At 67.5% G+C, this 13,397-nt stretch carries 13 protein-coding genes and 1 pseudogene; 4 read left to right on the top strand and 10 right to left on the bottom strand.

The features are described 5' to 3' along the window. On the bottom strand, window positions 1–891 hold the full coding sequence (locus OSB71_RS11035) for a helix-turn-helix domain-containing protein (RefSeq protein WP_265947024.1): 891 nt from the start codon (window positions 889–891) through the stop codon (window positions 1–3). An 807-nt stretch (window positions 892–1,698) separates the two neighbouring features. Between OSB71_RS11035 and OSB71_RS11030 the strand changes: the two genes are divergently transcribed. The 4 genes and pseudogenes from OSB71_RS11030 (at window position 1,699) to OSB71_RS11020 (ending at window position 3,553) form a co-directional block, all read left to right on the top strand. Continuing rightward, the gene (locus OSB71_RS11030) at window positions 1,699–1,842 is read left to right on the top strand and encodes a hypothetical protein (protein ID WP_265947021.1); all 144 of its coding nucleotides are present in this window, start codon (window positions 1,699–1,701) and stop codon (window positions 1,840–1,842) included. Window positions 1,843–1,944: 102 nt separating this feature from the next. Next, a pseudogene (locus OSB71_RS24635) lies at window positions 1,945–2,211 on the top strand (helix-turn-helix domain-containing protein); the annotation flags it as partial. Window positions 2,212–2,232: 21 nt separating this feature from the next. Beyond that, the gene (locus OSB71_RS11025; protein WP_265947019.1) at window positions 2,233–3,279 is read left to right on the top strand and encodes an MmyB family transcriptional regulator; all 1,047 of its coding nucleotides are present in this window, start codon (window positions 2,233–2,235) and stop codon (window positions 3,277–3,279) included. Next, complete coding sequence (locus OSB71_RS11020; protein WP_265947017.1) at window positions 3,242–3,553, top strand: hypothetical protein; 312 nt, start codon at window positions 3,242–3,244, stop codon at window positions 3,551–3,553. Before OSB71_RS11025 ends, OSB71_RS11020 begins: the two co-directional genes overlap by 38 nt. 135 nt (window positions 3,554–3,688) lie before the next feature. On the opposite strand, the gene OSB71_RS11015 is transcribed toward OSB71_RS11020, so the two are convergent. From OSB71_RS11015 to OSB71_RS10975, 9 genes are all read right to left on the bottom strand, one after another. Continuing rightward, entirely contained in the window at window positions 3,689–4,717 is a 1,029-nt protein-coding gene (locus OSB71_RS11015) for a hypothetical protein (RefSeq protein ID WP_265947015.1), read from the bottom strand. Between the two features lie 97 nt (window positions 4,718–4,814). Continuing rightward, window positions 4,815–6,905 (bottom strand): methyltransferase, FxLD system, encoded by a 2,091-nt coding sequence (fxlM, locus tag OSB71_RS11010; RefSeq protein ID WP_265947013.1) that lies wholly within the window; start codon window positions 6,903–6,905, stop codon window positions 4,815–4,817. Window positions 6,906–6,921: 16 nt separating this feature from the next. Then, window positions 6,922–8,181 carry a lanthionine synthetase C family protein gene (locus OSB71_RS11005; protein ID WP_265947011.1) on the bottom strand — a complete coding sequence of 420 codons (1,260 nt, stop codon included), beginning with the start codon at window positions 8,179–8,181 and terminating at the stop codon, window positions 6,922–6,924. Continuing rightward, window positions 8,168–11,266, bottom strand: a complete 3,099-nt coding sequence (locus OSB71_RS11000) for a lantibiotic dehydratase (RefSeq protein WP_265947009.1) — start codon at window positions 11,264–11,266, stop codon at window positions 8,168–8,170. Before OSB71_RS11000 ends, OSB71_RS11005 begins: the two co-directional genes overlap by 14 nt. Window positions 11,267–11,352: 86 nt before the next feature. Next, the gene (locus tag OSB71_RS10995; protein WP_265947007.1) at window positions 11,353–11,526 is read right to left on the bottom strand and encodes an FxLD family lanthipeptide; all 174 of its coding nucleotides are present in this window, start codon (window positions 11,524–11,526) and stop codon (window positions 11,353–11,355) included. 37 nt (window positions 11,527–11,563) lie between these two features. Beyond that, entirely contained in the window at window positions 11,564–11,695 is a 132-nt protein-coding gene (locus tag OSB71_RS10990; protein ID WP_265947005.1) for an FxLD family lanthipeptide, read from the bottom strand. Between the two features lie 107 nt (window positions 11,696–11,802). After that, window positions 11,803–11,979, bottom strand: coding sequence for an FxLD family lanthipeptide (locus tag OSB71_RS10985; protein WP_265947003.1), 177 nt, complete (start codon window positions 11,977–11,979; stop codon window positions 11,803–11,805). A gap of 346 nt (window positions 11,980–12,325) precedes the next feature. After that, on the bottom strand, window positions 12,326–12,898 hold the full coding sequence (locus OSB71_RS10980; protein ID WP_265947001.1) for a DUF6624 domain-containing protein: 573 nt from the start codon (window positions 12,896–12,898) through the stop codon (window positions 12,326–12,328). Continuing rightward, complete coding sequence (locus tag OSB71_RS10975) at window positions 12,895–13,332, bottom strand: hypothetical protein (protein WP_265946999.1); 438 nt, start codon at window positions 13,330–13,332, stop codon at window positions 12,895–12,897. Before OSB71_RS10975 ends, OSB71_RS10980 begins: the two co-directional genes overlap by 4 nt. Window positions 13,333–13,397 lie beyond the last annotated feature (65 nt).

Below are 13,397 nucleotides of genomic sequence, written 5' to 3'. Positions count from 1 at the left end.
TCAGCCCTCCGTTCCGGTCGGCTCGTCGAGGGCGGCGAGAAGGGCGGCGGTGTGGGCTTCGGCCCGCGTCATGCCGCTGGGTGCGGCGGAGGCTCCGCCGGGCACGGCGTAGAGGTTCGGGCGGCTGGGGGCGTGCTCTCGGGCGATCCAGGAGCGCCAGTCGGTGGCCCAGGCAGCCGCCGGCCTCGGTGCGAAGTCGGCTCGGTGGGCACGCCACTTAGCGTCGGCCGCCCGCAGGCCGTCCTGGCCGAGGCGCTTGAGGTGTCCCTGCTCGTGGGCCCAGGTGTGGGTGGTGGGGTCGACCTGCCACTCGCTGGCCGAGAGGACGACAGCACCACTGCTGTACCTACGGTTCAAATCCGGTTCACTACGGTTCTGTGTGCCGGTTTCCGGTAGACCGCTGTGCCGGTTTTCGGTACGTCGGGGTGCCGGTTTCCGTTGGGACCTGCCGAATTTCGGTACTGCCGGTTTCCGGTCCCTCGCGGGGGATTTCGCTACTTCGCGCGGCCGGATTCCGTACCGCCGCAGAGCCGAGACCCGGAGGGCGGGGGTGGCCTTGGGCTCGCCCGCCACTGCCTGGTCGGCGTCCTCGTCTTCGTCCTGCGCAGTCTCTGCCACGGCCTGGGCGGCGAGGGGCAGGCGGTAGACCGTGCTGCGCTGCGGGCCGGCGAGGTCGACGAGCTGCTCCAGCTCACCGACATGGACCAGGCGGTCGATGGCCTCGCGCACCGTGGAGACGGAAGCGCGCGTGCGCTTGGCCAGGCTGGACAGCGAGGCCCAGGAGACGCACTGCTCGTCGGCCACCCGGTCGGCGATCGACAGCAGGACCAGGCGTGCGGTCCCCCGGCTGGAGCTGTGCTCCCAGACCCACTCGCGGGCTTCGCTGCTCATCGGCCGCTCCCGGCGACGGGGCGGAGCCGGCGGTTCGCCGGGGCAGGGGAGGTGGGCTCCGGCGCGGTGCACGAAGGCGCCGAGGCGGAGGTGGCTGCCGCGCAGGTCAGGCAGAAGGGCCTTTTGCGCAGTGCAGGAGGCATGCGATACTCCTCGTTGCAGTGTTGTCACGCTGACGCGCCCCTCGGAAGGACTCAGCGTGGTGACGGTGGGCAACCTCCGCCCTTGCCGGGGCGGACGTGCCACTTAGCGTTCGGCGTCTGGGAGTTCCCGCTCCCGGGCGCCGTCGCTGTATACGGACCTACACGATCAGCCGTGCTCCTTACGTCCGATGTGCCGGGCAGCGCGCCCGGAGGACGACGAACATACGCACGAACCCGTGTCAAGATCCAGACTTGGTTCTTAAACTCTGCACTGGTTGCAGAGAGCAACCGCTCAACAAGCTCTCCTCAACCCCTTCGGGCAACCCCCCAGTTCTCACGGCCTGTCCGCAGTCAGCCCGGCCGCTCACGCGCTGCCACACGAAGTGGACGCGCTCGCTCCGCCGGACCATCTGAATTTAAACCGGCAGGTCAACAGTTCGTCAACGATCGGGGTTCGACGCCTCATGACTGGGCATAGGCCGATGATGCAAACCGCCGTCGGTTCCCCGCAAAGGTCATCTCCCCTTAAAGACCGCCCTGTTGCACCAGAGGCAGAGGGAGTACAGCCGCAAGTCAGTCGCCCCGGTCCACCGGCGAAACCACTAACGATCACCACATGCCTAAAAGATTGAGCATGCACAAATTTTTAGGCATGACACTGTCCGTGACCATCATCATTCATTCAGCTCGCCTGGTGAACCTGAGTAACCAAGCCGACTTCCTGTCCACGTCGGCACCGATAGGGCTGCTGAAATCCAACTTTCAACAAGAGAAGATCACCGAGGCTCGATCAGAGCACCCTTGTTGATCTATTACGATGACAGGCGACCGCTCGGACGGGCCGCATCGCGCCTGGACCGTCTTTGATCTTGATTGCGCGGCGTACCGAGCGCCGTGACGGAGGAACGAAATGGCTGGCGGATCAGCGATACTTCACGGCGCTGAGCCAAGCACTCACGGCCCGCTTCTGAGCTTGCCCGGACTCTTGCGAGGTTGGCGCGCCGCCGCTGGCGAGAGGCGAGGTCTGGGACGCGCCCTCTCTCAGACGGAAATCGCAGAAGCGATTGGTCGCAGCCGAGCCTGGTACCAGGCTCTCGAGCGGGGAAACAGGCCGAAGACACTCGACCGCGAACTACTCGATAGGATCGCGAATGTTCTTGCCCTCGGGTCAGACGAAAGACATGCGCTCCTCCTGTCGGTGATTGATGGTGAAATCTCCATCACGCAATCAGTGGGCGACCACCACACACGCCATGGCCTGCAGCGGCTGCTCGACCACCAACTACCGGACCCGGCCTACCTCACCGACAAAGCATGGAATGTGGCCGGCTACAACGCCGCGATGGTCACTATTTGGCCATGGGTGCGGGAGCCGGGCGCCAATTTGATGCGTTGGGCGCTGCTGGGCGAGGAAGCCCGAACGCAATACGTGAACTGGGAACAGAACGCTGTCGAATACGTAAAACTGCTGCGATTCGCCGGTACCAGATACCCTCATGACGATCAGCTCCTGGACCTGATAATGCAGGTCAAGTCAGATGCCGTCTGCCGTCAACTGTGGGAGAGTGTTGCAGCTGTATCCGAATCCCGGGACGGGCACAGTCACGTCATGAGGATTCCGTCGCTGAGCCGCACTCCAGTGACGGCAGTGACGAGCGTACTGTTTCCAGCAGCTACACCAGAGTATCGAGTCACAATCATCACGTGGGCCGATGAAGAACTAGCTGCCGCCAACAGCCACTACGACGCCAAACTTGCATATTTGATCGACGAGAAGCAGAACCCTGCTTCTGTGCCCTCACGGCAGCCTGCGACACATCGCATCGTTGACACACCACAGGAAGTCGAACGGATGGCCGGGAATTCCGGGCTCTCGCTTCCTGCCCTGTCTTCAGCCATTGGCGGCGCAGATTGCAAGCTCGTTGTCAACCAGGAGCAAAGGTTGCTGCTATGGGCCAGCCGCCACTCCGACGGGCGATGGGACGTTGCCCAACTCACCCCCCACTCAGTGCTCGTTCGCCTGTCGTCGAGTATATTCACCTCAGGAAACCCTCAAGTGCGTGAGGAGTATAAAACTGTAGTCCGCTACGCGTTTCCTGAAAACCCACAGCAGGCTATATCAACGTGTGAGGAAGTGGCCGCAGAGATGCGAGGGCGCATCGAAGCAGTGACGGCAGTGAACCGAGAGATTTGTGACTCTTTGCAGAATGATCGTGCCGCAGGGCGAGCTGACGTTCGTCGATGAGTGCCTGCCGCTGAGCCGCAGCCTCCTCCTTCCTGCGTCGGTGCTCCTGCAACTCCCGCCTGGCCGCTTCACCGGTTGGCAGCCTGCTCGAAGGCAGGCTCCCGGCGCGGTTGCACGCGAAAATCCCGCGATGGGTGAGGGCGGCGCGCCGGCCGCGTATCAGCCGCCCTTCGGCGGCAAGCCGACGCAGGCGGCGGCCGACGTCCTCAAAGGCGGCGATGCGCGTATTGGTCAGCCGGGTTCCGCGTCCGGCCGCCGGGCTGCGTCCGCATGAGTCAGACGCCACATCGCCGAGACCAGGGGGTCGGGCGCGGGCCCGGTGGGCGGCACGACGGAGCCCAGAGCGGCGAACCGGGACCAGACGCCTCCGGCCTCGACGGGTTCGAGTCAGCTGTGTTGCTCGGCGCCATCAACGATACGACCGCGACCGATCTGCTGGGTCGGCTCGGCCGGTGAAGTGGCGTTCCCAGACTCCTATCGAGACCGACGTAGCGTCCCGCAGCGCCCGCTCCAGAGGGTCGGGCATGTACCCCTTGCCGAGGCCAGCCGAGGCGACGGCGACCGACAACCTACGGTGCTCATCTGGGCTGATCTGCTTGCCGCACAGCGGATGCGCAAGCACGTCTCGCGCGACGTATCCGTCTTCGGACGCTATTGCCTCACGGGTGAGGCGGTGCGACACGTCGGCTTGGCGGCTATACGGGGAAAGGTCGAACACGGTGAGCCCGACCCGAGTGCGGAAGACCGCAAGCTCAGGATCGGGGTCGAGGGCTAGATAGTGCGTCACCATGGGCTCGGCAGAGCCGAGGGGGTCCTCGCCGACCGCGGTGAGGCAGAGCGCGGCGAGGCACGCAGCGACTGCGCGCTCCCAGTCCTCCTGCAGGGTGCTCTTGTTCAGGAACTCCGCTGCCTCGCCCGGCCGCCCGCCGAGGCAGCGGGCAAGCACCTCTACTTGTCGCCCGTCGAAGAGACGCTGGCCCACGCCGCGGTGCTGCTCGCTGTGGGTTCGTGCGCGGTCCCACAGCCCGGCTGCGACGAGGGCGCGGGTTCCGTCGCCGAGGAGGACGGTCCACAGCCACTGGCACACTTCCCGATGGTCGGATGCCGACTGTGTGAGGTGCTGGAAGGACATGGTGCGGCCGTCGATGACCGCTTCCGTCTTGTATCTCACTGCTCGGTTCAAGGAGTCGAGCAGGTCGTACGCGCCGAGCCCGTCGCCGTCACGGATGCGTAGGCGGGCCAGGTTGACCAGAGGTTCCAGGGTGTACCGGGCCTCCTGCGCGCTCAGGGGCTGAGCGCGCAGGAAGACTTCGGTATGACGCCAGCACAGAGTGCGCGCCAGGTCTGGCAGGCCGCAGTCACTTGCGATCAGCGCCGCCTTGTTCAGCGCGACGGTCGCGGAGGTCACCTTGCCGTCGTGCTCGGCGGAGCGGGCCAAGTCCGTGATCTCTCGGACTCGATCCGCGAGGGGCGGGCAGGCTGGACGCGGGCGGGCTACGAGTGGAAACCGCCGTGCTATCTGGCTGACGTCCATGTCACTGCCATTCGATGACGATGCGGTTCAGCGCGTTGTCGAAGGCGAAGCGGCCGGGCTGCGGTGCGAGCGCCACCGCGTCGAGTGGCTGGATCTCGAACTGGACCTCGTGGTCACGGAAGTCGCGGTTCCAGGTGCGGACCTGGTCCGCGACGCTCCCGGCCAGGGCCTCAGCATCGGGCCCGTGGCCGATGACGCCGAACTCGTACAGGGTGGCACCGTCAGGGGCCTTCTTCGCGTACGGTCGCCGCGTAAGGTAGGTGAGCGTGCCGTTCTCGAAGACTGCGGTCGAGGACGGGTAGGGCGCGGTGACCAGTCCCTTCTCAATGGCCTCGGCCTTGGCGGGCATTCGGCTCAAACCGTTCGGCATGGCGCAGCTGAGCCACAGCTCCAGGTACTCCGCCGACTCCGGCCCCCGGAAGGTGACCTCCGTCCACACCTCGGTGCGCGGCTGGCGGAAGATGTCGCTCAGGGCGTCCGCGTCGACCTTCTGGTCTCCGTTGGTGACGAGGGTGACGGTGTTGTCCGGTGCCAGGGGAACGAAGACGCGCGGGTCGTCGGCGATGCCCCGGCGAAGCGGCATGAACGTGTTCATCTGGCTGCCGACGCTGCGCCAGGCTCCATCCTGCTTCTCGAAAGCGATCGAGCGGGAGACGCTGCCGCGCAGGCGTAGAGGGATGAGCAGCCGTCCGCCGGGAGCGAGCTGGTCGAGCCAGGCGGGCGGCACGCCGTGGGCGCCGACGGTGGCTTCGATGCGGTCGTATGGCGCTTGGGGGGCGTGGCCAAGAGCTCCGTCTCCGAGGATCACTTCCACGTTGTGGATGTCGGCAGCGGCCAGTCCGCCGCGTGCCCCGTCCACGATGTCCTCGTCCACGTCGATCGTGGTGACATGGCCCTTCTCCCCGACGAGGTGGCCGAGGAGCCCGGCGTTGAAGCCGGTGCCGGCCCCCAGCTCCAAGATGTTCTGGCCAGGCTGGACATCGAGCTGTTCCAGCATCATGCCGACGATGTCGGGCTGGGATGCACAGCTGATGGACGCACCGGACTCGTCGAACTTGGTGTTCACGGGGGCGTTCCCGTACGCCTTCTCCAGGGGGGCGTTCGGGACGAAGAGGTGGCGAGGCACGGCCCGCATGGCCTCCTCTACGCGCGGCGTGCGCACGCTTCCCTCTTCGACCAACTGGTCGATCAATTGGGAGCGCAGGCGGTCGGCGGAAGGGGCTTCGGTGGTGTCACGGTTCACCCCGCTGACCGTAGTGCTCGAAGCTCCCTCAGTTCCGGCTGATGCGGCGCTGTCGCTCGTTCCCATGACTACCTCTTTCGCGAGTGTTGACAAGGTGTGCTGGTCCTCGGTGGGGAGGCCCAGACGGTTCCAGTGGAAGATGCCGTGGTGGGCGATCACGGCCCGCAGCCCTCGTTCCAGGCGGCCCTGGCGGTTGAGGTCTGCGAGCTGCTGACCGAACCACTCGAACGTGGCTATCCACACGGCCAGCGACGCGAGTCGGCCCTCGGTGACGCTGCGGCTGGTGGCACTGACGTCGATGGTCATCAACCGGTGGACAGCGGGCCGGTGCCGGTGCAGATTGCGGATCTCGTCGCCGGGTCGTTCGGCTGCGATCCTCGCCCATACGTCGCCCTGCTCGTACCAGTCGAGTCCTGCAGCGCGCATCGCCACGCTGAGCAGGAGGACTGCCAGCTCGCGGCGGCCGAGCTGGGGGCCGCTCGCGACCTGCTGGCGGGCCAGCTCCTCCAGCAGGTGACGGCTGTCGTAGTGGAACAGGGTGTGCGCGACCTTCATGCCGGACGGTCCGCCGAAGACCGTCTCTTCCGGCTCGTAGATGCCCCGTGTCCAGGAAGTGAGGACGCCGACACTGACCAGCTCGTTCAGGGCAGCGTCCAGGTTCTTCGAAGAGTCCGGTCCGGCGGGCCGGTACCTCAACCGCCACGAGGGGTATTTCCGCAGGAACGACCACTGGGACAGTTCCGCCTGTTGGTCGGTCAGCACGGGGAGCAGATACTTCACGGCGGTGGCTTCCGCGCGGCTCCAGTCGGTGAACCGGATGAGGCGCTGCGGCCATTCGTCCGCTGCCATATGCCTCTCTTCTCATCTAGTTGGTCAGGAAGCAGCTGTCCCACCCGGACGCGGACGGCGTTCCAGTGTGGAAGGTGGTCAGGGCGAGGGCGGTGCCTGCGGCACCTTCGAGGAGCCCGATGTCCCCGCCGCCGGGCGGGTCGATCAGGAAGTCCGCCAGCGTGCCGGGTGCGGTGTCGATGATCGGGGCCAGGAGCCGGGGCAAGCACTCCGTGAGGCCGGGTGTGATGGCGTCGGCTGCCACGAGCTGCGTGATGCGGGCTAGGCCAGCGAAGCCATGGCACAGAGACACGTCCACGGTCATGCTGAGTTGGCCGGGATCGGTCATGGCGCGCAGGAGGGCAAACTCGGCAGTCTGTTGGCGCGCCGGATCCTTGAGGGCCAGGGCGGCGAGTTGCTGAGCGCGGGCGAATCCGGCGGTGCCGTAGCACCAGGACGGCCGGGACGGTCCGGGGCCGGTCGTCCCGGAGCGTAGCTGCTCGCGGGTGATCCAGTACGGCCACCACGGGCCGGCTGGGCCGTCCTGCTGCCAGTGGTCGAGCCAGGCGAGGATGCGGGTGATCGCGTCGAGGTGGCCGTCGACGGTGACGCCGCGGCGCGCCGCGAGGGAGAGGACGGCGAGGGGGCCGCCGATGCCGTGGGCGACGCCGTTGTTGGCGTGCCCTTCGGGGTAGTTCGGGGAGGTCTTGCCGGAGGGGGCGAGGTGGCTCCACCAGCCGGGCAGGAGTTCCCCATCGTGTTTGACCGGCTCGGTCAGCCGGACCAGGTACGTGAGGATTTCCCGGAGCACGTCAATGTGAAGGTCGCGGCGCAGCAGGAGCGCGCCCATTCCGCTGAGGCCCCGGATCGCATCGAATTCGGTTAGAGCGGCCATATCGCCCCCGTCCATGCGCGCGTGGGCGCTGACGAGCCGGGCCCGGATCGTCGCCGTGACGTACTGGTCGAGGGTGTCCAGGGCGCGGGCGTAGCGTCCGGGGCGGTCGACGGCGGCGTGCAGGGCGAAGGCGAGCGCGGGTGCCCCGTAGTAAAGGTGGCTGTCAGCGCCTCCGACGGTGGGTTCTGCTGCGGCACAGGCGAGCCAGTCGTGTGCGCGCTGCCACGGCCCCTGGTCAGCGCGGGCCCGTTCGATGTGCAGCAGCGCCACACCGACCGCGCCGTGCGCGAGGGACTGCGGCCACCAGCCCTGGCGGTGATGCAACGACCGGACGTCCTGCGGTGCGGCGAGCCGGTCCGCGATGGTGTCGGCGGCGGCTCGTGTGCTCTCACACAGGACCATGGTGATCTCCTCGGTGGGTCCAGGCCATGGCGGCGGCGTGGGCGAGCCGTACGCAGATGCGCTCGTCGTCCTTGTCGATGCCGGCGGCGCGGATGTGGTGGGCGTGCAGCAACGAGTCGAGAACGAGGTTCGGGTCGATGCCGCCAAACTCGTCGAGTGCCTTTCGGTACCGGGCCAGGGCCTCGACGCGGTCGCTCCAGGCGGCGGTGATGGCGGCACCGCCGGGGGCCGCGCGCAGGGCCGCCCAGTCGTCGGTCGGATCGGCCAGGTGTACCGCCTCGTCGAGTACCGTGCGGTCCAGGGGGCGCGGGTCGCTGATCCGCCCGTGGGCGATCAACCAGTCCATGCCGCGGGCGGTGCTGCCAGTGAAGGCGGCAGCTAGGGCTACGAAGTTTGCTGCGGTCAGGGCCTGCTGGTGAGGGCGCGTGCTCTGGGCGAACTGGAGAGCCAGGGCCCGGGAGTCGGCGGCGAAGACATCTTCGGCCAGACTCATCAACGCCCCGGTGCCCCACCGGCCGGTTTCCGGGTAGGAGGTGGCGAACTGCAGGTCGGTGAGCAGTCCGGCACGGCGTAGTCCGGCCGCCCATGCACTCACGCGCTGTGCGGCGGGTCCGAAGTCCTGTTCGCTGGGAACCGCGATGCGTAAGCGCAGGTGCCATCGCGGGTCACGGTAGCGCATGTACCACCAGGTCGGAGGCTCGTCCCACTGGGCCAGGAGTTCGGGAAGGTGGTTGGCCAGGATCTCGGGCTGTCGTTCGACGTGCCCGTACAGCTTGACCAGCAGCCACGGAGCGGTGCCCGGGAGGTAACCGTGGTCTCGGGTGAGGAGCTGGCCGGCGCTCACGGGCGGGACGGTTGGCCAATGGGGCGAGTGAGCGGCCGTCATCAAGGCGATGATCTCGTGGGCCCGTCCGTCGAACCAGTCCCCGTTGGATTCCGCTTCGGCCAGGATCGCCGACTCGTTGGTGTCCAGGTGGGCGCGCAGCAGCGCGAGGTGTGCGCATTCGGAGAGGTCCAGCGGTAGGAGCTGGTCGCCTTCGGTCAGCGCGACGCCGTCCGGAATCCGACGGCGCGTGCGCCATTCGTCGACGGCCTTGTGCCATTCTTCCCAGGACGCCCGACCATCGGGCAGTTCTGTCCGATCCAGCCGCCACCTGGCCGGCGAGAGGATCGTACGGCTGTAGCGCACGCGGGGCAGGTAGGGCAGGGCAGTAGCGGACGCCCACGGGAAGACGGTCAGGACAGCGGCCTGGGCCCGGCTGATCTCAGTGAGGAAGCGTGCGAGCGGCGGAGTGTGTCCGCGCAGGTCCAGCGCGTGGAGCATCATGGGGTCCAGCACGCACGCGCGGGAGAGGGAGACGAGATAGAGCCGACGGCGGTCGCAGCTCACGGCGAGGTCATCGAGCGTGACGGTGCGTTCGTCCACCGGACGGTGTTCCGCCAGGCTGATCACGGTTGGCAGGAGTTCGGCAACGCGGGTGACATTGGCGTCGCCACGGTCGAGCGGAGTGAAAGAGACCTGCGTGGGTAGCGAGCCGGGCGCGTTGACCGGCAGCTCCTCCAGCACAGCGGTGGCGCGGGCCTGGTCCTCTGGACTGAGCAGCGCGAGGCTTCGGCCGATCGTCGTGCCGATACCACGGGAAGGCGCGACACCGTGGAGAGTGAAGTCCCCTTCTTCGAGGGCGGCTTGGGACGCGGCACGGATTTGGAAGCGCAGTTCCGTGTGGGCCGGGACCTGCGAGGCATCTTGGTCTGCAACCGTTAGCGTGCGAATCAGGTCCTCATCCAGGCAAATTTCGTCGCGTCCGTCGAGCAGGGCCGCCTGGGCGAGGGAGATCAACCGCTGCTCACGGGAAGTCAGGGTCTCGCGCTGTTCGGGTTCCGCGTCCCGGTATCCGGCCGGGAACCCAAGACCGACGTCCGGGTTCACGACGTCCCGGACCGGGACGAGCGAATTGATGCCGTACCGCTCGAAAAACCGGTTGTGGAAGTCCTTCCACGCTGGAGTGCCGAAGGGATATGCAGTCAGCCGGGCCAGCACGGTGGCGGCCTCCTCCGCCTCGCGGGCAACCTGCGGGGGCAGAGTGAGGGAGCAGTCCATCCGCAGGTCCAGCGTGAGAGGCTGGGCCTTGACGGTACTCAAGGCCGTCATCTTTTGACGCATGGCGTTACGCAGGCGCCGCCCGTCCGCCAGGGGGAGAGTCTGGTTGTGGTGGCGGATGGCACTTCGGACCGCGCGCAGATCAGCGACGACGTCTGCGGTCGACGGGACGTCGGCGGCCTCAACCTGCTGGACCAGGTGGTCAAGGGCGTCCAGGGTGGCGGAGGGCGCGTACAGGCTGCTGATGAGCACGCCGCGCTGGATCAGACTGGTGACAAGCCCCTCTACCCGGTCAGAAGCAACGTCGGGGAACTCGGCCCTGACCCGTCCCACGATCGTCGAGAAGGGGACGGGGGAGGCGGCGGTGTCGACGGCGATGCGTACGGCGGGGGTATACCGGAGGGACACTTCCGCCGCAGGGCTCCTCTGAGTGCGGCGTGAGCGGGGAGGATAGGGCACGATCAGCCGGTCACCCCGTATGAAGGCAGTGTTGTTGACCATTACGCGCAGGTGCTGAAGGAGTTCAGGGCCTGCCTCCAGGCGGGCGACCAAGTCAGCGATCCAGTCACCATCGGCACGGACGACGCCGCGATGCCGCTCGCCCCAGGCCCATCCCGGTCGTGCCCCGAACGAGGCAGGAGCGATGCCGGCGAACAGGCCGTGGGGCGTGGCTCGGCCTGTCATCCGCAACACGTACCGCATGACGGACACCACAGTGCGGCGTAGCTGACGCGTCTCAGGTCGAGACGCCGAGGTCAAGGTCTCAACCTGCCGCGCGAGCAAGGGACTGGCCTGCTCGATGGTGTCGGCGACCTCGGTCATCGACCAGACGTCGCGCAGCCACGCCTGCCACCGAACTCCTCGGGCCGGGGTGGCATCGGTGAGATCCGGCCACATGGGCAGCGGCAACCTCGAGTACCGGGCGGCGCGCACGAGCGCCGTGTCCGCACACCGGTACAGCGGTCCGACCTTCCTGGAAACCATGCACCCTCCTTGGTCCGTGGCGCGTGTCGGGGCGCCAGCCCGCGCGGCGGAAGACCACGCGGGCTGGCGCATCGGCGTGCTTGGGGTCAGGCCACGTTGGTGGCGCAGGACCCCTGGCAGCTCGGCTTGCAGCCGTCGTCCGTCAGGTTGATCACCGAGGAGGAACCGTCGCCGGACTCCAGGATGCTGATGTCCAGGTCGAAGGCGTCACCATCCGCCGTGGCATTCGGGGACTTCACCCGGCTCTTGTTCGCGTTCATGCGGATCTCTCCCTACTCATCGTGTGATGGAAGCTGCTCAGGCCACGTTGGTGGCGCACGGGCTGGAGCAGGTGCTGCCGCAACCGTCGTCGGTGAGGTTGATCAGCGTGGCCTGACCGTCGCCGGACTCCAGGACGCTGACGTCGAGGTCGAACTCGTCGTGCTCCATGTGCTGCTTCCTCCGTAGTCGTGCGCGGCTCCTATCGAGCCGCGGTGTGTGTGCCGCAAGGGTGGCGCCGGGCACGGCGCGGGCGCCGTGCCGGTGGTCTGGGTCGGTCAGGAGCCGCTGGAAGCGCAGGCGTTACCGCGCGACAAGCCGCAGCCGCCATCGGAGTTGATAACCCACCTCGACGGTGCGCCGGACTCGACGACGCTGATGTCGAGGTCGAACGGGTCCTGTGCGACAGAGGTCGGAGCGCTCCTCGCACGCTGGTCGGTCACCCTGGGTGTCATGGGAATCCTCCTGGTCGGTGGGATGGAGCTGTGCGATTCGAGGTGTTGCTGTGCGGCCGGCTAAGCCCTCGGAACGGTAGCCATGTGGCTGCGCCGGTCGAGCTGTTCTCGGCCACCTCTCCAGGACACGGAAACCCTTGCCCGCGAGAGGAGTTGGGGGGCGGACACGTCACCTGAAAGCTGCCGCGCCCGAGGTACGCCGTCGGGCCGCTGCAGGTCCGCCTGTGTGGCGCTTCTGAGCCGGGAGGCTCCGATCACGCGGGTGATGAACTTCATGAGCCAACACCCCTTTCGGTAGAAAGGGCGCGGGCCAGTGCCCGGTTGTGGGAGCCGCGATTCCGCTTCTTCATACGGCCTCCGCGAGCACGCCGGTCAGTGCTTCTTCAGCTCTGTCATCCGTGCCGTAGCGGCGGCGCACCGAGTCCAAGGCGATGGCAACCGGCGGCAAGCCGACGCTGGCCCTTCGCTCGTCCAGCGACTCCGGTGCACGCAACGGGCAGAGCTCGACACCGCCGACGCGCAAGAGGAGCTGCGTTCCGTACTCCTGCTCGAGCCCGTTGTTGACCAGGGCACGGTCGTGTAGGTGTGCCCAGTGCTGGATCGGTGCGTCGTCGGCCCTGACCGCGCGCTTCAGCAGGGTGGTGGCGGCGCGCTGGAAGTCGGGTTCGTCGTCACTGTGAAGGGCGATGCTCCAGGCGGCGCGGGCGGCGTCGCGGCCGACGAGGCGGTGGCCGGGCCAGTCGTGTTCCGCCAGGATTCGGCGCAGCACCTTGGTGTTGGCGTGATCGGTGTGACGGCCTTGGCCGAGTTGGACGGCATCGAGGTGGTTGCGCACTCGTTGAGCCCGGTGCGTGGCCGACGCCTGGGCGCGGGCGACCAGCTCGCGGGCGAGGTCGGGCCGAAGCGGTTGGGTCGTCATGGTGCGCTCCGGTCGTTGCCCGGGTGGCCCTGGGGCGTGAGGGGGACGGCGCAGCGGATGAGCGGAGTGAGGCCCGGACGTAGCTCGGAGCGCAACTCCAGGCGGGCGGCCCGCTCCCCGTGGGCTCCAGCGCCTGTTCCTCTGACCTCCCATCCCATGTGCGTCAGCCGGTCGAGGAACCGTGCGATGGGGTCCACGTCGAGGGCGTGCCGGGCGAGGGCTTCGGCTCGCACGTAGGGCAGGTCGAGGCGGGCGGCGTAGTCGGAGGCCCATAGGGTGATGAGTCGGACGATGTTGTCCGAGCGCCCGGGGAGGGTGTGGACGTGGGAAAGGAGCAGGCTGTGTCCGACGCCGTCGGAGCCCCAGTGCCCGAGGTCGGGGTGTCGGTCGAGCTTCAGGCAGCTGAGCAGGACACTGTCCTCGAACAAGCCCACTGACTCAGCCTGATCGTCCCGGCACGAAGCGGGGGCGTCTCCGCGGCCGGGGACTGGCAGGCCAC

This window comes from Streptomyces marinisediminis (genome assembly GCF_026262575.1).
Classification (GTDB): domain Bacteria; phylum Actinomycetota; class Actinomycetes; order Streptomycetales; family Streptomycetaceae; genus Streptomyces; species Streptomyces marinisediminis.
Note: the sequence above shows the minus strand (reverse complement) of the source record. Positions and strands in the feature narration are given on the sequence as shown.